Raw genomic sequence first — 16,829 nt, 5'->3', positions numbered from 1 at the left:
CAGGGTGACGATGAAATTAACCCCTGTCTTACGCAAACGTCTTACCGAAGCTGTCGAGCGCGGCCTTCAGCTTCGCCTTCGGCTCGTCGCCCAGATCCTTGCTGTCGCGGATGCTCTTGAGCACATCGGCGTGATCGCTGCGCAGATAGGCGAGCATCGCGGCTTCGTAGCGGGTGACATCACCCACCGCGATGCCATCGAGATAGCCGTTGGTGCCCGCGAAGATCGACGCGGTCTGCTCCTCGAACGGCAGCGGCGAGAACTGCGGCTGCTTCAGCAGCTCAGTGAGGCGCGCGCCGCGATTGAGCAGCTTCTGCGTCGAGGCGTCAAGGTCCGAACCGAACTGGGCGAAGGCCGCCATTTCGCGATACTGCGCCAGCTCCAGCTTGATGCTGCCGGACACCTTCTTCATCGCCTTGGTCTGCGCGGCGGAGCCGACGCGCGACACCGAGAGGCCGACGTTGATCGCCGGGCGGATGCCCTGATAGAAGAGGTTGGTTTCGAGGAAGATCTGGCCGTCGGTGATCGAGATCACGTTGGTCGGGATATAAGCCGACACGTCGCCCGCCTGCGTCTCGATGATCGGCAGCGCGGTGAGCGAGCCGCCGCCATTGGCGTCAGACATCTTCGCCGCGCGCTCCAGCAGACGGCTGTGGAGATAGAACACGTCACCCGGATAGGCTTCGCGGCCCGGAGGACGACGAAGCAGCAGCGACATCTGGCGATAGGCGACCGCCTGCTTGGAAAGGTCGTCATACACGATCACGGCGTGCATGCCGTTGTCGCGGAAATATTCGCCCATGGTTACGCCGGTATAGGGCGCGAGATACTGAAGCGGGGCGGGCTCGGACGCGGTCGCGGCGATAACGATGGAATATTCCATCGCGCCATTCTCTTCGAGCTGGCGGACGATCTGCGCCACGGTCGAGCGCTTCTGGCCGACGGCGACATAGATGCAGTAGAGCTTCTTGCTCTCGTCGTCGCCCGCGTTGACGCCCTTCTGGTTGATGAAGGTGTCGATGGCGACGGCAGTCTTGCCGGTCTGGCGGTCACCGATGATCAGCTCGCGCTGGCCACGGCCAACGGGTACGAGCGCGTCGATCGCCTTGAGGCCGGTCTGCACCGGCTCGGAAACCGACTGGCGGGGGATGATACCCGGTGCCTTCTTTTCGACGCGCATGCGCGCTTCGGCAACGATCGGGCCCTTGCCGTCGATCGGGTTGCCGAGGCCGTCAACGACGCGGCCCAGGAGACCCTTGCCGACGGGAACGTCCACGATGGTGCCGGTGCGCTTCACCGTGTCGCCCTCGCGGATTTCGGCGTCGGAGCCGAAGATCACGACGCCGACGTTATCGGCTTCGAGGTTGAGCGCCATGCCCTGCACGCCATTGGCGAACTCGACCATCTCGCCCGCCTGAACATTGTCGAGGCCATGGATGCGCGCGATGCCGTCACCCACGCTCAACACCGAACCGACTTCGCTTACCTGCGCTTCGGTGCCGAAATTGGCGATCTGGTCCTTGATGACCTTGGAAATTTCTGCGGCGTTAATGTCCATGTTCAGCCTTTCATCGCCTGGGCGAGACTATTTAAACGAGTGCGGATGGAGGAATCGATCATCTGGCTGCCGATCTTGACGACCAGCCCGCCGAGGACCGCGGGATCGACCTTGAGATCAACCGCGACATCGCGGCCGACCCGGGCCTTGAGCGCCTTTTCCAGCGCCGTGACCTGAGCCTTGGCGAGCGGATGGGCGGAGGTGACTTCGGCGCGGCTCTCACCCTTGTGGTTGGAGAGCAGCGTCTCGAACGCGCGGATCGCGGCGCCGAGCTGGGAGAGGCGGCGGCCCTGAGCCATCACGCCGAGGAATTTCCTGGTGAGCGGATCGAGGCCCATTGTCTCGCCGACGGCGGCAACGGCCTTGGTGGCTGCCTCGCGGCCGATCACCGGGCTGGTGGTGAGGGTGCGCAACTCGGTCGATTCGCCGAGCGCACGCTTCAGCGCCGCGAGGCTCTGTGCCACCGAATCGAGCTGATTGCTGTCACGGGCCAGTTCGAACAGCGCCAGCGCGTAACGCCCGCTCAAGCTAGCCTGAATGCCGCCGGAATTCTCCACGCGCCCTTTTTCCTCCAGTTCGATATGCCGCGTTCGGGAACAGGGGAAAACGCATGCGCCACCCCGTCAAACGTGCGCGCCGGTTAGCAGGGGTCTTTCGCGGTTGCAAGATGGTGGTGGAGATTAGTTTGGACTCGGCTGGTCGGCGGCGCCTGGCTCTCGCCCCTTGCGCCCGCATCGATAGATCAGCCGCTCATTGGGCTGGGCGGTGAGGAGCGCGCGAATCTGGCTCTGTGCCTGTTGAAGCCGTGCGAGGAGCGCGGGGTCCACCGTGCATCCCTTCACCGAAAGCTTGGCGTCGATCTTGCGCGCCTGTTCCATAGTCGCGGCGTCGGGCAGAAAGCGTTCGATCTGGTAGGAGCCGTCCGAAGGATCGAAGTTTGCCACCGAAACGCTCTGGTCGTCATGCAGCGACAGGCGGCTCCAGCCCTTGCTTGCCTGCACGAACTGGTGGGAGCCATCGGCACAGCCTTCGGGCGTCCAGGCGAGGTTGGTGTTTTGCGTGTCGGAAAAGATGATGCGGCTGCGCGCTTCGTCGATGCGGCAGATATTGTCGCCGTTCGCGTCATAGCTTGGGCCAGCGACCGGGAAGGTGGCGTTGTCGGCCGGCAGTGTGTCGGCCATGCGGTCTTCGATGCCGGAGAAGGAGGGGCGCAGCAGGAATGCCGCCACTGCGCCGGCGATCAGTACGCCGCCGCCGATCATCGCCCATTTGCGCTGGCGCGGCTTGTGTTCGGCGTTGAACATCATCGCTCCGCCGAGGCTGAGGCCGCCGAGCACCAACAGCACGGCGGAAAGCGCCATCATGTTTTCACGCGCGGAAACGATATCCTGCGATGCGCGCTCACGCGCGGCGGACAGCGCCTTTTCCCGCGCCATTGCCGCCTGTTGTTCCTGCTGTTGCTGCTTGAGCAGGGCGTCGGACTGCATCTTCGCGTTGAGCGCCTCCATCTCGGCCATGCTGCGGCAGGGCACGGTGGTGCGTCGGAACTGCACGCCCGCCTGCCGGAGGAAGGAGGCGATCTCCCGGTTCGAGACGGCAAAGCCGAACTCCGCGTCGGCCTGCGTTTCCGCAACCGATCCCATGCTGTTGAGGCCAAGAATCCGCCCACAATCGTCGGCCAGCGGCCCGCCGCTGTTGCCTGCCGCGATGGGGGCCGTGTGGAGGATGGTATCGAACGCCTGGCTTGACCGCCCGGTGGACACCGAGCCGCCGGTCTTCACCGGCTCGAGCGGGCGGATGATCTCATTGAGGTCCAGCCCCTGCGCGCGATCGACCGTTGCCGGGTAGCCGATGGCGGTAACATGCTGGCCGTCCGTCACGCCGCCCGCGAAGAACGTGGCGACCGGCAGGCGCGCGTCCTTCACCTCGATCAGCGCAAGGTCGTTGCCGGGCGAAAAGGCGATCAGCTTGCCGCCATAGCCGCGCGTACCCTCGGGCGGCACGATGCCAATGGTGAGGTTGCGCTCTGTGCGCAGCAGCTCGACCACGTGCGCATTGGTCAGCACCTTGTCCGGCGCGACGACCAGCCCGCTGCCGTGGCCGACGAAAAAGGCCTGATCGCCATTGGTGGCGATGATGACGACCCGCACAGCCGAACGCACCGCGACGGCAACGTCCTGCTGCTCCGCCCCGGCCTGGCTGGCAGGCGTCATTGCGAGGGCGCAGAGCGAAAGGACGAGGCGCATCAGGGTCTTCATGGCTGCGATATGTATGCGCCGCCTTGGCGAAGTAAACGGCTAATATGTCTGATCGCAAGAAACGCGGCCACGGGGCGCCCGCGACAGAGAGCCGAATGGTTAAAGGCCGAATTGATTCAGCACCGATATACCGCTAGGGGGCGTGGCATGACACAGCCACGCACCTTGTATGAAAAAATCTGGGACGCCCATATTGTCGAGCGGCAGGATGATGGCACCTGCCTCGTCTATATCGACCGGCATCTTGTCCATGAAGTGACCAGCCCGCAGGCGTTCGAGGGGCTGCGCATGGCGGGGCGTAAGCTGCGTCGGCCCGATCTTACGCTTGCCGTGCCGGATCATAACCTGCCCACCACAGCGCGTGTCGATGCGCAGGGCAACCGCCTGCCGATCGCCGACCCGGAAAGCGCGCAGCAGCTTGCGGCGCTGGAGCGGAACGCGCCGGAGTTTGGCGTGAAATATATCGGCGCGACCGATGCGGAGCAGGGCATCGTCCATGTCGTCGGGCCGGAGCAGGGCTTCACGCTGCCGGGCACCACTTTGGTCTGCGGAGACAGCCACACGGCAGCGCATGGCGCGCTGGGAGCTTTAGCGTTCGGCATCGGCACCAGCGAGGTCGAGCATGTGCTGGCGACGCAGACACTGTTACTCAAGCCCAGCAAGACGATGGAGATCCGCGTTGAGGGTCAGCTTGGCCCCGGCGTGACGCCCAAGGACGTGATCCTCCATGTGATCGGCGTGATCGGCACGGCGGGCGGCACTGGCCATGTGATAGAATATCGCGGCAATGTGTTCGAGGAGATGTCGATCGAGGGACGGCTGACGGTCTCGAACATGTCTATCGAGGGCGGCGCACGCGCAGGGCTGTTCGCACCGGATGAAAAGACGTTCGCGTATCTGAAGGGCCGCCCGATGGCGCCCAAGGGCGCGGACTGGGATGCGGCTGTGGCCTATTGGAAAACCCTTGTGACAGATGCGGGCGCGCGGTTCGATCGCACGGTGGTGGTCAATGCCGCCGACATCGTGCCGACCGTCACCTGGGGCACCAGCCCTGAGGATGTCGTGCCGATCAGCGGTGTGGTGCCTGCGCCCGAGAGTTTCGCCGATCCGTCCAAGCGCGCGGCGGCGGAAAAGGCGCTGGATTATATGGGTCTTTCCGCCGGGCAGCGGATGGAGGACGTCACCGTGCAGCATGTCTTCATCGGCAGCTGCACCAACAGCCGGATTGAGGACATGCGCGCCGCCGCAGCGGTAGCGAAGGGTCGCAAGGTCGCGCCGGGGATCAAACAGGCGCTGGTCGTGCCCGGCTCTGGCCTGGTCAAGCGTCAGGCCGAGGCCGAGGGGCTGGACAAGATCTTCCTGGAGGCGGGGTTCGAGTGGCGCGAGCCGGGCTGCTCCATGTGTCTGTCGATGAACCCGGACCGGGTGCCCGCAGGCGAGCGTTGCGCGTCGACATCCAACCGCAATTTCATGGGGCGGCAGGGGCCGGGCGCACGCACGCACCTCGTCTCGCCCGCGATGGCGGCGGCGGCGGCCGTGACGGGCCATCTGACCGATGTGCGCGCACTGACAGGAGAGATGGCATGAAGCGGGCGTTCTGGGTGCTGGCGCTCGGCGCTATCGTGAGTGCCGTGATGGCGGCGACCATCGGCCGGGCGGAAGATGCGCAGGTTCCTGCGTCGCATGTCGAAGGGGCGCGCTGATGGAACCGATCAATGTGGTCGAGGGACGCGCCTATCCGCTGGGTGTAAAGAATGTCGACACCGACATGATCATCGCCGCCAAGTGGCTGAAAGGCATCACTCGCGCGGGGCTGGGGCAGGGTGCATTCGAGGCGTTGCGGGCAGAGCCGGGCAATGTGTTCGACGATCCCACCTATAAGGGCAGCCCGATCCTGATCGCGGGCGACAATTTCGGCTGTGGGTCAAGCCGCGAACATGCAGCCTGGGCGCTCACCGACATGGGCGTCAGGGTGGTGATCGCGCCGAGCTTTTCGGACATATTCTCGGGCAATGCCTTCAAGAACGGCATATTGACGGTCGCGCTGCCGCAGGAGGCGATCGACCGGCTGATGGAGGTGGCGCAGACCGACCCCATCCATGTCGACCTCGAAAGCCAGACCGTCACCACCCCGTTTCAGGACCGCTTTACCTTCGAAGTCGATCCGTTTCGCAAATCCTGCCTGCTTGGCGGGCTGGACGAGATCGGTTTGACACTGTCACGCACCGATCGCATCGGCGCGTTTGAACAGGCGCGCGCGAATGACCAGCCGTGGCTGGTTCCGGCGCTTGCCTGAGGGCGCGGGCGGCCCTATCTAACTCCCAAGACCAACACTCTATCTCAGGGCAACCATCATGACCGACTTCAACGACCGGGAACGCGCATTCGAAGCCAAATTCGCGCATGACGAGGAGCTTCAGTTCCGCATCATCGCGCGCCGCAACCGGCTGCTTGGCGAGTGGGCGGGGGCCAAGATGGGCCTGACGGCGGCGGAAACGGACGCTTACGCCAAGGCCGTGGTGCAGGCGGACTTCGAGGAAGCGGGCGACGAAGACGTGATCCGCAAGCTGGTGGGTGACCTCACCAGCGCGGGCGTCGAGATCGACGAGCCGACGGTGCGCACCGCTCTGGAAGAGCAGGAAGTCATCGCGCGGCGCATGTTCATCGAACCGCAGGGCTGAGGCGCGCATCATGCCGATGGCCGCACAGGAAATCGAGGCGCTGATCCGCGCGGGCATCCCCGATGCGCAGGTGGAAATCACCGATCTGCGCGGTGACGGCGACCATTATGCGGCGCGCGTCGAGGCGGAGAGCTTTCGCGGGATGAGCCGGGTAAAGCAGCATCAGGCGGTGTATGAGGCGCTTGGCGGCAGGATGGGCGGAGTGCTCCATGCCTTGCAACTCACCACCGCCGTCCCCAACTCATAATATATGAGCCGCCAGCAACCGAGGAACCGATCATGAGTGACGTAAATAGCCGCATCGCGCAGATCGTGGGCGAGAATGATGTTGTGCTGTTCATGAAGGGGTCGCCGTTGTTCCCGCAATGTGGCTTTTCCAGCCGTGCGGTTGCGATCCTCAATCATCTTGGCGTCGAGTTTGAAAGCGTGGATGTGTTGCAGGATCAGGAGATCCGGCAGGGCATCAAGAGCTTTTCCGACTGGCCGACCATCCCGCAGCTTTATGTGAAGGGCGAGTTTCTGGGCGGTAGCGACATCATGATGGAGATGTACGAGGCGGGCGAGCTGCAACAGGTGTTTGCCGAGAGTGGCCTTTCCAACGCGGGCTGAGTACCGCCCGCTCACTCCGCTCCGACGAACCGCGCCAGCTTGCCGAGTGTCTGTAGGCCCAGCGCCTCGGCACCAAATCCTTTTGCTTCCCGCCATTCGGCAGCAGTACTGAATGTCATCGCCAGCGTCACTCTGGTCGATTTGCTATCCACATCTTCGATCGACACGCGGGCCTCCGCGTGCTCAGGACCGTTCTCGCCCCATAGCAATGTGTAGGCGATATGCTCCTCCGGCCGGACCTCGGTGTAACGATGGTGGTTGGGGAAGACTGTGCCGTCAGGGGCGATCATGTCGAACACCCATTCCCCGCCTGTGCGCAGGTCGATCCGCTTCGTGCGGCAGGAAAAGCCGTCTGGTCCCCACCATAATGGCAATGTCTCGGGGTTTATCCATGCATGCCATACGGCTGAACGGGGTGCGTTGATAATCCGGTGCAGCACCATGGTGCGTGCGGCCGCTTCGGGGTCGTGGGGGTGCGGGACGCCTTCACGCGTGGGGTCGGTCATTGTTCATCGTCCTTCATCATCTGCATCACAAACGCATCGAGTCGATCGAGCCGGGCCTCCCATTGGGCGCGTTGCTCATCCATCCAGGATTGCACGGGTTCCAGTGCGTCCGGCACGAGGGCGCAGGTGCGGGTGCGCCCGTCCTTGAAGCTGGTGATCAGCCCCGCTTCCTCCAGCACCGCGAGGTGCCGCATGACCGTAGGCAATTTAAGGTCTGTGGGCGCTGCAAGCTCCTTCACCGGCGCGGGTGAATGAGCGAGGCGGGTAAGCGCCGCGCGCCGCGTGTCGTCTGCGAGAGCGTGGAAAAGGCGGGAGAGCGATGGATCATACTTAGCCATATGACTAACTAACAAGCCAGATGGCTACGCGCAAGCAGATAGTTTGCCAGTAAGCTAAGTGTTGTAACCGCGGGGATGGGGAAACCGGGTGGGGGATGCGCGGCGGAGACAAGGCCTGCGAGCATCCCCCTGAAGGTCAAGCTTGGTAGTACCGATATATAAGCATGCTCCGTGCCAGGCGGCATAAGCGGCGCTCCGGGGCCGAGCTTGATGGTTAATGCCATCTTCATTCCACTTCGCTTTGTAAAAAAATCCGACAGATCGTGGCGCTCTCGGTTTATTTCTTTTCGAACGACTTGCGTGAGCCATGCGGATGCGCACATGAGGGGATATGAACCCACCTTTTGACATGGCGTCCCTGCCTACCGGCGAAGCGATGCGCCTTTCGCCTTTGGTCGCGCGGGTGCTGGCGCCGAATCCTTCGCCCTTCACCTATACCGGCACGCAGAGCTATGTCGTCGGGCGTGAGGATGTGGCGGTGATCGACCCCGGCCCGGCAGAGGACGCGCACCTCGATGCGCTGATAGCCGCTGTTGGTGGGCGGCCGGTGCGGGCCATCGTCTGCACCCACACCCACCGCGATCACAGCCCGGCTGCCGTGCTGCTGGCGGAGCGGATGAAGGCGCCGATCATCGGCTGCGCGCCCCTGATGCTGGAGGATGACGGCCCACGCGCCGATGCGGCCTTTGATGCGGGCTATCAGCCCGACGACGCGATGACGGATGGGGCGCTGATTGCGGGCGATGGCTGGACGATCGAGGCGGTGGCGACGCCGGGGCATACCTCTAACCATCTGTGCTATGCGCTGCGCGAGGAAGGCGCGCTGTTCACCGGCGATCATGTGATGGGCTGGTCCACCAGTATCGTCTCTCCGCCCGATGGCGACATGGCCGAATATATGCGCTCGATGCAGAAGCTGCTGGAGCGGGACGATGCGGTCTATTACCCGGCGCATGGCGAGGCTGTGGAAAGCCCGCAGCGGCTGGTGCGCGGGATGATGGGCCACCGCAAGCATCGCGAAGGGCAGATTTTGCGGCAACTGGGCAAGGGCGACGAGGCAGGGCGCAGCATCGCCGATATGGTGCCTGAGATGTACAAGGGCACGGACGTGCGGCTTCATCCTGCCGCCGCGCGGTCCGTGCTCGCACATCTGCTTGACCTGGAGCAGCGCGGGCTGGCACATCATATCTCAGCAGACGTGTGGAGGGTGGCGCCGCGATGAAGAAACTGATCGTCCCGATCATCATCGGCCTGGTGATGTTTGGCGCAGCGTTTGGCGGGGCTTTCTATTTCTTCCGATCGGACAAGGCGAGGCAAGAGGCCGCGATCAAGGCCGTCACCGCAACAGTGCTGGAGACGCTGCAGAAGCAGGGCAAGGCGGTGGTGTATACCGGGCGGGTTGTAGCGGTGGCCACGCCGGAGGCTGCCGCGCCTGCGCCAGCGCCCGAAACTGCGGCGAAGAATGCTGGGGAGGCTGAGGCCCCTGCACCTGCCGCGCACAAGGGGCAGGCGGCGCATGCGCCTGCTGTCGCCCACTCCGAAGAAGTGGCGACGCATGAAGCAGCGCCTGCGCCCGCCGCGGTGTCAGCCGGCGCGTACGCCATCGTTCCCGCCACGGTGCGCTATGAGCTGGATTTCAAGGCGCTGCGCAACAAGGATGTCGTGTGGGACGAAGAGGCGCAGGCGTTGAAAGTCACGCTTCCGGCGCTCAGCATAGCAGAGCCGGCGATTGACGGCGCCAATATCCGCCACATCGGCGGGGCCGCGCCCGAAGACGCGGTGCGGCGGGGTGCGCTTGGCGCGCTGCTGGAACAGGCGCGGGAGGACGCTGCGCTGGGGCAGGCGCGCGAGACGGCGCGCCAGATGGTGGAGCGTGCCTTTGCCTTGCCGCTGCTGGTGGAGGGCGTCAAGAAGGCGAAGGTGGTCGTTCGCTTCGCCGACGAACCGGTGGACGAAGATGAGGAAGAGGAAGGCGGGGCAGGCGGGCATTAAGCCGCCAAGCGCGTTGAAAACCGGCACCGATCTTCATATGTGAGCATAGCGCCGCAAGGCCGCACATCTCGACCCTCGTTTCACGCGGCCCGATCGCATCGCGCCCGCCCAAGGAAGGACCTGCAATGACCGCGCAACCCGTTGAATCCCTTGCGGGGGTCGATCTGTTGGCAGAGATCAACCGCCTGAGGAAAGAGCGCAATGCGGTCATCCTCGCGCATTATTACCAGAAGCCGGAGATTCAGGACCTCGCCGATTTCGTGGGGGACTCGCTCGAGCTGTCGAAAAAGGCGGCGGCGACGGACGCGGACGTGATCGTCTTTTCCGGAGTACGCTTCATGGCGGAGACGGCGAAGATCCTGTCCCCCAACAAGATCGTCGTGCTGCCGGATATGGACGCTGGCTGCTCGCTTGAGGACAGCTGCCCGCCGGACAAGTTCGCCGCCTTCCGCGCGCAGCATCCGGATCATATCGCGCTTACCTATATCAACTGCTCTACGGAGGTGAAGGCGCTCTCCGACATCATCGTGACCAGCAGCAGCGCGGAGAAAATTCTGGCGCAGATCCCCAAGGACCAGAAGATCATCTTCGGGCCGGACCGGCATCTGGGAGGCTATCTGGCGCGCAAGACCGGGCGGGACATGCTGTTGTGGCCGGGCGTGTGCATCGTGCACGAGGCGTTCAGCGAGACGGAGCTGTTGAAGCTGAAGGCGCAGCACCCGAGCGCCCCGGTCGCCGCGCACCCGGAATGCCCGGCCTATATCCTCGACCATGCCGATTATGTCGGCTCGACAAGCGGCATCCTGGAATTTTCCAAGACGATGCCAGGCGACACGCTGATCGTCGCGACCGAACCACACATCATCCACCAGATGCAAAAGGCGATGCCGGAGAAGAACTTCATCGGCGCGCCCGGCGCGGACGGGAACTGCAACTGCAACATATGCCCCTATATGGCGCTCAACACGCTGGAGAAAATCTATCTCTGCCTGCGTGATCTGACGCCGCGGATCGAGATGGACGAGGAGCTGCGCGTGCAGGCGAAGAAGAGCCTCGACCGGATGCTGGAAATGGCGGCAGGGACCGTGGGGCAGGGGGATTTGGGAGCGCGGTAGCCCCTAGCTCGCGATCACCCGCTTCACCACTTCCGGCTCCGCCTCGATCACCTTGAGATAGGCGCGCACGGCGGGCGGAGGCATATAGCGCCCGATTTCATATTGGCGCAGGCTCGACGCCGGGATGCCGTATATACGCGCAAACTCTTCCTGGCTGAGGCCGAGCCTGTGCCGCAATATTCTGAACCGGCGGCCGATCCTCGCCCGTTCCAGCCCGGCCACACTGACAGGAAAATCTTCCGGATCATCCGGATCAGCCGGAATGGCTATCATATTCTCTTTGTTCATGTGCGTTACTCCGCCGTAGCGAGATCATGCGCCGTCTTTCGCCGCGCCAGACGAAAACAAGGGTATATAGCTTGCCATCAACTTTCCCTATCGCCTTGTATCTGTCTTCGCCGTCTTGTGGCCGGAAGGAAGGCAGAAGGGCATGGTAGGGATCATCAAACACCCGCCTGCCGAAGGACAGTGGCAGTTTGTGCTTGAAGCGGTTGATCGCGTCCTTGTCTGCGTCGAACTCGATCTCCATTGAGGTGGAATATATGTGATTCACACAGTCATTGCAATGAAAACAGAATCCGCTAGTCAGCACTGATGACCTTCTCTCTCCCCAATTTCGACCTCCCCGCCTTCATCGCGTCCACACTCGCCGAAGATCTTGGCGGGCCGCTGGGCGCGGGTGGGCGGGACGTCACCAGCGAGAGCGTGATCCCGGCGGATGCGCGTTTCAGCGGGGTTATGGACAGCCGCGATGCGGTGACGGTGGCCGGACTGCCGCTGGCCGAAGCGTTTTTTCGTGCGCTCGATCCCGAGGTGACGATCAAGATTTTGGTGGAGGAGGGCGAGAGCGTCCCCGCCGGGACAGACCTGATGCGGCTTTCGGGCAATGCGCGGGCGCTGCTGACTGCGGAGCGGTCTGCGCTCAACACGGTGCAGCACCTTACCGGCATCGCGACGATGACGCGTGCTTATGTGGACAGGATCGCGGGCACGGGCGCCACGCTGCTCGATACGCGCAAGACCATTCCGGGCCTGCGCGTGCTGGAAAAATATGCGACGCGGCAAGGCGGCGCGACCAATCATCGTATGGGTCTCTGGGACGCGGCGATGATCAAGGACAATCATGTCGCAGTGGCGGGTAGCATCGGCGAGGCGGTGCGCCGCGCGGCAAGCGCCGGGATCGAGCGCATCATCGTGGAGGTTGACCGCGTCGACCAGATCGAACCGGCGCTGGCGGCTGGCGCGACGCATCTGCTGCTCGACAATATGGACCCGCCCACACTGCGCGGCGCGGTGACTTTGGTGGGTGGGCGTGTGCCGACCGAAGCGAGCGGCGGCGTGAGGCTGGAGACGATCCGCGCAATTGCCGAGACCGGCGTCACCTATATCAGCGTTGGGCGGCTGACGCAGAGCGCGCCTGCGGCCGACATCGGGCTTGATTTTGCGGCGGAGTAAGGCGGCGCTGGCTGTCGGCCTCGGGCTGGCGGTGGCACCCTTGGCCGCGCACGCTCAGGCAAGCTCCTGCGCCCTGCCGGAGCGGATCAACCCGCCGCGCGCGGGCACCACGCCTCGCCCGGACGAGGTGCGACGCATGGAGGTGGGCGGCTATACGCTGGCATTGAGTTGGACGCCGCAATATTGCGCCCGGGCGCCCAAGGGCGACACACAATGCGACCCACGCAATGGCCGGTTCGGCTTCGTGCTGCATGGCCTGTGGCCCGATGGCGTGGCGAAGGACGGGCGCAGCGGCGGCTGGCCGCAATATTGCGCGCCCGCCGCGCCGGTGAGCCGCGCGACGATCGCCGCCACGTTCTGCATGATGCCCTCGGTGCGGCTGATGCAGCATCAATGGGTCAAGCACGGCACCTGCATGGCGCGCAGCCCGGAGGACTATTTTGCCCGAGCGCGCGCCGCCTATAAGGCGCTGCGCCTGCCAGACATGGGCTATTTCGCGATCCAGTATCGCGTAACCGCCGGGCAGATCGCGGGCGCAATCGCGCGCAAGAATCCGGGGATGACGATCGACATGATCCGGGTGCAGACGAGCGACTATGGCTTGCTGAATGAGGTGTGGATCTGCCTCGATACCGGTTTCCGCCCCACGCGTTGCGCGTTGGGCAAGACAGGCGTTTCGACCAATGCGCGCATTCGCGTTAGGGGCGGATATTAGCCTCTACAGCGCCATGCCCGCCGCATGGCCGCTGGCCCACGCCCACTGGAAGTTGTAGCCGCCGAGCCAGCCGGTAACGTCCACCGCCTCGCCAATGGCGTAGAGGCCAGGCACTGCCTTCGCCATCATGCTCTGGGAAGACAGCGCGGCGGTGGAGATGCCGCCCGCCGTCACCTCCGCCTTGGCATAGCCTTCGGTGCCGCTGGGGGTGAAGGGCCAGTCGGAGAGGCGCGCATGGGCGGCGCGCAGCGCCTTGTCGCTCATGGTGGCGAGTTCACCGCCGGTGCCGATCCGCTCCAGCAGCACCTGGCCCAGCCTGTCCGGCAGATGCTCCGCCAGCACCCGGCGCAACGGGGTGCGCGGGCGGGCGCGCTTTTCGGCTAACAGCCAGTTGGGCGGGGCGTCGGGCAGGAAATTGACGGAAATCGGCGTGCGGTGCTGCCAGTAGGAGGAGATTTGCAGCATCGCCGGGCCGGAGAGGCCGCGATGGGTGAACAGCGCCGCCTCGCGAAAGCGCACCTTGTTCCAGCGCACCTCAACGGGCGCGGACACACCCGATAGTTCGGTAAACAGCGCGTCCTCGGCGCCCAGCGTGAACGGCACCAGCGCGGGCCGGGGCTGGACGATGCCGAGGCCGAAGCGGCGGGCGACGTCATAGGCAAAGCCGGTCGCGCCCATTTTGGGGATCGACGGGCCGCCTGTCGCCAGAACGAGCGCGGGAGCACTATGCTCCCTGCCGCTGATCTGGACGCGGAAGCGGCCGTCGGCATGGGCGATGTCAGCGACCGGGTTTCCTAGCGCTATCGTCACGCCAGCGGCCGCACATTCGCTTGCCAGCATGTCGACGATCTGGCGCGCGGAGCCATCGCAAAAAAGCTGACCCAGCGTCTTTTCATGCCAGGCGATGCCGTGACGCTCGACCAGCGCAATGAAATCCTGCGGGGTATAGCGCCCCAGTGCGGACTTGGCGAAATGCGGATTGGATGAGAGATAGCGATCCGGCGTGGTGTGAATGTTGGTGAAGTTACAGCGCCCGCCGCCCGAGATCAGGATTTTCTTGCCCGGCGCATCGGCATGATCGACCAGCAGGATGCGCTTTCCGCGAGCGCCAGCCGTCATGGCACACATCATTCCCGCCGCGCCCGCGCCGAGGATGATGGCATCGTGATCTGAAGGGGGCAGGTTGCCCATCTCAACCACGGCCGTCACCCTGAACTCGGTTCAGGGTCCATTTCTCCCCACGCCCCTGCGTCGCCAGCGGCAGCATGCGCAGACGAGTCGCGCTCCTCGACTGCGCTGAAACAAGTTCAGGGTGACAACAGGGGGAGGCCGTCACGCGGCCATCATGCTGGCTGCAACAGCTTCGGCCACCTTGATCCCGTCGATCGCGGCGGAGAGGATGCCGCCGGCATAGCCCGCGCCTTCGCCCGCCGGGAACAGCCGCTCGGTGTTGAGGCTCTGAAAATCCTTGCCGCGCGTGATCCGCACCGGCGAGGACGTGCGCGTTTCGACGCCGGTCATCACCGCATCGGGGTGGTCATATCGCGCGATCTGGCGGCCGAAGACGGGCAGCGCCTCGCGCATCGCCTCCACCGCGAAGGCGGGCAGGCAGCGGGAAAGGTCCGTCATCGTCACGCCGGGCTTGTAGGAGGGGGTAACTTCGCCCAGCGCGGTGGAGGGGCGCTGGCTCAGAAAATCGCCCACGCGCTGCCCCGGCGCGGAGTAAGTGCCGCCGCCCGCTTCAAAGGCAAGTGACTCCCAGTGCCGCTGAAACGCGATGCCCGCGAGCGGCCCGTCGGGATAATCGCGCACAGGGTCTATTCCGACGACGAGCCCGGAATTGGCGTTGAACTCCGCGCGGCTATACTGGCTCATGCCGTTGGTGACGACGCGGCCTTCCTCGGAGGTTGCCGCCACCACCCGCCCGCCGGGGCACATGCAGAAGCTGTAAACCGTGCGACCGTTGGCGCAGTGGTGGGAGAGGCTATAGGCCGCCGCGCCCAGATCCGGGTGACCCGCGCAATTGCCAAAGCGCGCCTTGTCGATCCAGCTTTGCGGATGCTCGATGCGCACACCGATGGAAAAGGGCTTGGCCTCGATATGCACGCCGCGCGCGTGCAGCATCTCGAAGGTGGGGCGTGCGCTATGGCCGATGGCGAGCACGACATGATCGGCCTCGATGAAGCTGCCATCCGCCAGATGCAGCCCGCGCAGGCGTTGGCGGCCATCGGGCAGGAGATCGAGCGCGAGATCGTCCACCCGCGTCTGCCAGCGATATTCGCCGCCCAGTTCCTCGATCGCGCGGCGCATGCTCTCGACCATCGTCACGAGGCGGAAGGTGCCGATGTGGGGGTGCGCCTCCCAGAGGATATCGTCTGGTGCGCCTGCCTTGACGAACTCCTCCAGCACCTTGCGGCCGAGGAAGCGCGGATCCTTAACGCGGCAATAGAGCTTGCCGTCAGAGAAGGTGCCCGCGCCGCCCTCGCCGAACTGCACGTTGCTGTCCGGGTTCAGCTCCGCACGGCGCCACAGGCCCCATGTGTCCTTGGTGCGTTCGCGCACCACCTTGCCGCGATCAAGGATGATCGGGCGGAACCCCATCTGCGCGAGGATCAGCCCGGCGAACAGCCCGCATGGCCCCGCGCCGATCACGACCGGGCGCAGACCGTTCCACCCTTCTGGCGCGCGGGTGGGGAAGGTGTAGGCCATGTCTGGCGTGGGGCGTACATCCTTGTCACCTGCCAGCCGCGTGAGCATCTCCGCCTCGGTCTGCGCATCCAGTTCGATGTCGAGCGTATAGACGAGCAGGATAGCCGTGCGCTTTCGCGCATCGTTGCCGCGCTTGAAGACGCTGAACCCGCGCAGTGCCTCGGGCGCGATGCCGAGGCGGGCGCAGATTGCGGGTGCGAGCGCATCGGACGCGTGATCAAGAGGCAAGGACAGGCCGGAAAGACGGATCATCAGCGCAGCTTTGCGATTGTCAGTCCGTCTGCGCGCGCACGTTCTTTCACCGACTCCTCGCTGCGAGTCAGGGCCTTGGCGATGGCTTTCAAGGCCATGCCCTTTTTGGCGAGGGTGTGCAGCTTCTGGACCTCGGCTGAGGTCCAGGGCTGGCGATGTCGTTCGAACTTGTCGGCCATGGACGGCCCTCTAGCCCATCCGCCGCAATCGCACCAGCGCCTCGTCCAGCGCGGAGAGGAAGCGCGAGCGGTCGGTCTTGCTGAACGGGGGTGGGCCGCCGACGATGTCTCCACCAGCGCGCAGATCGGCCATGATCGCCCGCGTGGCGATTGCGCCGCCGATGGACGATGTCGTGAACGGCTTGCCATTGGGCGCGAGCACGATCGCGCCTGCCTTCAGGCACCTGTCGGCCAGCAATATGTCGGCGGTGATGCATACGGCGCGCGCGTCCGCCCGTTCGGCGATCCAGTCATCCGCGGCGTCGAACCCGTCCGAGACCACAACCCGCTCGATCAGCGGGTGGGCGGGAATACGGATCGTGCTGTTGCTGACGATGGTGACGCGCACCTCATGCCGGAAGGCGACCTTGTAGATCTCCTCCTTGACCGGGCAGGCATCGGCATCGACGAGAATATGCATGG

Annotated in this window: 21 protein-coding genes; 10 read left to right on the top strand and 11 right to left on the bottom strand. The window is 64.5% G+C overall.

What is annotated here, in order from left to right; genetic code table 11:
- Positions 1-28 precede the first annotated feature (28 nt).
- From atpA to OOT33_RS12770, 3 genes are all read right to left on the bottom strand, one after another.
- Positions 29-1,558 (bottom strand): F0F1 ATP synthase subunit alpha, encoded by a 1,530-nt coding sequence (atpA, locus tag OOT33_RS12780; protein ID WP_307750408.1) that lies wholly within the window; start codon positions 1,556-1,558, stop codon positions 29-31.
- A 2-nt stretch (positions 1,559-1,560) separates the two neighbouring features.
- Entirely contained in the window at positions 1,561-2,115 is a 555-nt protein-coding gene (locus tag OOT33_RS12775; RefSeq protein WP_307750407.1) for a F0F1 ATP synthase subunit delta, read from the bottom strand.
- A 123-nt stretch (positions 2,116-2,238) separates the two neighbouring features.
- A complete protein-coding gene (locus OOT33_RS12770; protein ID WP_307750406.1) occupies positions 2,239-3,816 on the bottom strand; it encodes a trypsin-like peptidase domain-containing protein in 1,578 nt (525 codons plus the stop codon).
- A 147-nt stretch (positions 3,817-3,963) separates the two neighbouring features.
- Between OOT33_RS12770 and leuC the strand changes: the two genes are divergently transcribed.
- From leuC to grxD, 5 genes are all read left to right on the top strand, one after another.
- Positions 3,964-5,403 carry a 3-isopropylmalate dehydratase large subunit gene (gene leuC / locus OOT33_RS12765; RefSeq protein WP_307750405.1) on the top strand — a complete coding sequence of 480 codons (1,440 nt, stop codon included), beginning with the start codon at positions 3,964-3,966 and terminating at the stop codon, positions 5,401-5,403.
- Between the two features lie 115 nt (positions 5,404-5,518).
- Positions 5,519-6,112, top strand: a complete 594-nt coding sequence (gene leuD, locus OOT33_RS12760) for a 3-isopropylmalate dehydratase small subunit (protein WP_307750404.1) — start codon at positions 5,519-5,521, stop codon at positions 6,110-6,112.
- A gap of 58 nt (positions 6,113-6,170) precedes the next feature.
- Positions 6,171-6,497 carry an ATPase inhibitor subunit zeta gene (locus tag OOT33_RS12755; protein WP_307750403.1) on the top strand — a complete coding sequence of 109 codons (327 nt, stop codon included), beginning with the start codon at positions 6,171-6,173 and terminating at the stop codon, positions 6,495-6,497.
- Between the two features lie 10 nt (positions 6,498-6,507).
- Positions 6,508-6,744 carry a BolA/IbaG family iron-sulfur metabolism protein gene (locus tag OOT33_RS12750; protein ID WP_307750402.1) on the top strand — a complete coding sequence of 79 codons (237 nt, stop codon included), beginning with the start codon at positions 6,508-6,510 and terminating at the stop codon, positions 6,742-6,744.
- Positions 6,745-6,776: 32 nt separating this feature from the next.
- Entirely contained in the window at positions 6,777-7,106 is a 330-nt protein-coding gene (gene grxD / locus OOT33_RS12745; RefSeq protein WP_307750401.1) for a Grx4 family monothiol glutaredoxin, read from the top strand.
- Positions 7,107-7,117: 11 nt separating this feature from the next.
- Here grxD and OOT33_RS12740 read toward each other — a convergent pair whose 3' ends face one another.
- Together OOT33_RS12740 and OOT33_RS12735 are read right to left on the bottom strand one after the other, a co-directional pair.
- Positions 7,118-7,612, bottom strand: coding sequence for an SRPBCC domain-containing protein (locus OOT33_RS12740; protein WP_307750400.1), 495 nt, complete (start codon positions 7,610-7,612; stop codon positions 7,118-7,120).
- Entirely contained in the window at positions 7,609-7,950 is a 342-nt protein-coding gene (locus OOT33_RS12735) for a metalloregulator ArsR/SmtB family transcription factor (RefSeq protein WP_307750399.1), read from the bottom strand. The genes OOT33_RS12740 and OOT33_RS12735 overlap by 4 nt, the downstream gene beginning before the upstream one ends.
- Positions 7,951-8,281: 331 nt before the next feature.
- Between OOT33_RS12735 and OOT33_RS12730 the strand changes: the two genes are divergently transcribed.
- From OOT33_RS12730 to nadA, 3 genes are all read left to right on the top strand, one after another.
- Positions 8,282-9,172 carry an MBL fold metallo-hydrolase gene (locus OOT33_RS12730; RefSeq protein ID WP_307750398.1) on the top strand — a complete coding sequence of 297 codons (891 nt, stop codon included), beginning with the start codon at positions 8,282-8,284 and terminating at the stop codon, positions 9,170-9,172.
- Positions 9,169-9,942, top strand: a complete 774-nt coding sequence (locus OOT33_RS12725) for a DUF4230 domain-containing protein (protein WP_307750397.1) — start codon at positions 9,169-9,171, stop codon at positions 9,940-9,942. The genes OOT33_RS12730 and OOT33_RS12725 overlap by 4 nt, the downstream gene beginning before the upstream one ends.
- A 125-nt stretch (positions 9,943-10,067) precedes the next feature.
- Positions 10,068-11,057, top strand: a complete 990-nt coding sequence (gene nadA / locus OOT33_RS12720; protein WP_307750396.1) for a quinolinate synthase NadA — start codon at positions 10,068-10,070, stop codon at positions 11,055-11,057.
- A gap of 3 nt (positions 11,058-11,060) precedes the next feature.
- On the opposite strand, the gene OOT33_RS12715 is transcribed toward nadA, so the two are convergent.
- Positions 11,061-11,345, bottom strand: coding sequence for a helix-turn-helix domain-containing protein (locus OOT33_RS12715; protein ID WP_307750395.1), 285 nt, complete (start codon positions 11,343-11,345; stop codon positions 11,061-11,063).
- Positions 11,311-11,586, bottom strand: a complete 276-nt coding sequence (locus tag OOT33_RS12710; protein ID WP_307750394.1) for a BrnT family toxin — start codon at positions 11,584-11,586, stop codon at positions 11,311-11,313. Before OOT33_RS12710 ends, OOT33_RS12715 begins: the two co-directional genes overlap by 35 nt.
- 65 nt (positions 11,587-11,651) lie before the next feature.
- Here OOT33_RS12710 and nadC point away from each other — a divergent pair, with 65 nt between their 5' ends.
- Positions 11,652-12,512, top strand: a complete 861-nt coding sequence (nadC, locus tag OOT33_RS12705; RefSeq protein WP_307750393.1) for a carboxylating nicotinate-nucleotide diphosphorylase — start codon at positions 11,652-11,654, stop codon at positions 12,510-12,512.
- Positions 12,499-13,227, top strand: coding sequence for a ribonuclease T2 (locus OOT33_RS12700; protein WP_307750392.1), 729 nt, complete (start codon positions 12,499-12,501; stop codon positions 13,225-13,227). Before nadC ends, OOT33_RS12700 begins: the two co-directional genes overlap by 14 nt.
- Before the next feature lie 3 nt (positions 13,228-13,230).
- Here OOT33_RS12700 and OOT33_RS12695 read toward each other — a convergent pair whose 3' ends face one another.
- The 4 genes from OOT33_RS12695 to OOT33_RS12680 form a co-directional block, all read right to left on the bottom strand.
- Positions 13,231-14,418 carry an aminoacetone oxidase family FAD-binding enzyme gene (locus OOT33_RS12695; RefSeq protein WP_307750995.1) on the bottom strand — a complete coding sequence of 396 codons (1,188 nt, stop codon included), beginning with the start codon at positions 14,416-14,418 and terminating at the stop codon, positions 13,231-13,233.
- 141 nt (positions 14,419-14,559) lie between these two features.
- A complete protein-coding gene (locus tag OOT33_RS12690) occupies positions 14,560-16,188 on the bottom strand; it encodes an NAD(P)/FAD-dependent oxidoreductase (RefSeq protein WP_307750391.1) in 1,629 nt (542 codons plus the stop codon).
- Complete coding sequence (locus OOT33_RS12685; RefSeq protein ID WP_307750390.1) at positions 16,188-16,367, bottom strand: hypothetical protein; 180 nt, start codon at positions 16,365-16,367, stop codon at positions 16,188-16,190. The genes OOT33_RS12690 and OOT33_RS12685 overlap by 1 nt, the downstream gene beginning before the upstream one ends.
- 10 nt (positions 16,368-16,377) lie before the next feature.
- Positions 16,378-16,827, bottom strand: a complete 450-nt coding sequence (locus OOT33_RS12680; RefSeq protein WP_307750389.1) for a YaiI/YqxD family protein — start codon at positions 16,825-16,827, stop codon at positions 16,378-16,380.
- Positions 16,828-16,829 lie beyond the last annotated feature (2 nt).

It is taken from the genome of Sphingobium sp. DEHP117 (assembly GCF_030867385.1).
In the GTDB taxonomy this organism is placed as follows: domain Bacteria; phylum Pseudomonadota; class Alphaproteobacteria; order Sphingomonadales; family Sphingomonadaceae; genus Sphingobium.
Note: the sequence above shows the minus strand (reverse complement) of the source record. Positions and strands in the feature narration are given on the sequence as shown.

Bases quoted from the DNA above. Each gene is read 5' to 3' on its own strand.
- atpA (WP_307750408.1), bottom strand. From the start codon at position 1,558: ATGGACATTAACGCCGCAGAAATTTCCAAGGTCATCAAGGACCAGATC.
- OOT33_RS12770 (WP_307750406.1), bottom strand. From the start codon at position 3,816: ATGAAGACCCTGATGCGCCTCGTCCTTTCGCTCTGCGCCCTCGCAATG.
- leuC (WP_307750405.1), top strand. From the start codon at position 3,964: ATGACACAGCCACGCACCTTGTATGAAAAAATCTGGGACGCCCATATT.
- leuD (WP_307750404.1), top strand. From the start codon at position 5,519: ATGGAACCGATCAATGTGGTCGAGGGACGCGCCTATCCGCTGGGTGTA.
- OOT33_RS12755 (WP_307750403.1), top strand. From the start codon at position 6,171: ATGACCGACTTCAACGACCGGGAACGCGCATTCGAAGCCAAATTCGCG.
- OOT33_RS12750 (WP_307750402.1), top strand. From the start codon at position 6,508: ATGCCGATGGCCGCACAGGAAATCGAGGCGCTGATCCGCGCGGGCATC.
- grxD (WP_307750401.1), top strand. From the start codon at position 6,777: ATGAGTGACGTAAATAGCCGCATCGCGCAGATCGTGGGCGAGAATGAT.
- OOT33_RS12740 (WP_307750400.1), bottom strand. From the start codon at position 7,612: ATGACCGACCCCACGCGTGAAGGCGTCCCGCACCCCCACGACCCCGAA.
- OOT33_RS12735 (WP_307750399.1), bottom strand. From the start codon at position 7,950: ATGGCTAAGTATGATCCATCGCTCTCCCGCCTTTTCCACGCTCTCGCA.
- OOT33_RS12730 (WP_307750398.1), top strand. From the start codon at position 8,282: ATGAACCCACCTTTTGACATGGCGTCCCTGCCTACCGGCGAAGCGATG.
- OOT33_RS12725 (WP_307750397.1), top strand. From the start codon at position 9,169: ATGAAGAAACTGATCGTCCCGATCATCATCGGCCTGGTGATGTTTGGC.
- nadA (WP_307750396.1), top strand. From the start codon at position 10,068: ATGACCGCGCAACCCGTTGAATCCCTTGCGGGGGTCGATCTGTTGGCA.
- OOT33_RS12715 (WP_307750395.1), bottom strand. From the start codon at position 11,345: ATGAACAAAGAGAATATGATAGCCATTCCGGCTGATCCGGATGATCCG.
- OOT33_RS12710 (WP_307750394.1), bottom strand. From the start codon at position 11,586: ATGGAGATCGAGTTCGACGCAGACAAGGACGCGATCAACCGCTTCAAG.
- nadC (WP_307750393.1), top strand. From the start codon at position 11,652: ATGACCTTCTCTCTCCCCAATTTCGACCTCCCCGCCTTCATCGCGTCC.
- OOT33_RS12695 (WP_307750995.1), bottom strand. From the start codon at position 14,418: ATGGGCAACCTGCCCCCTTCAGATCACGATGCCATCATCCTCGGCGCG.
- OOT33_RS12690 (WP_307750391.1), bottom strand. From the start codon at position 16,188: ATGATCCGTCTTTCCGGCCTGTCCTTGCCTCTTGATCACGCGTCCGAT.
- OOT33_RS12685 (WP_307750390.1), bottom strand. From the start codon at position 16,367: ATGGCCGACAAGTTCGAACGACATCGCCAGCCCTGGACCTCAGCCGAG.
- OOT33_RS12680 (WP_307750389.1), bottom strand. From the start codon at position 16,827: ATGCATATTCTCGTCGATGCCGATGCCTGCCCGGTCAAGGAGGAGATC.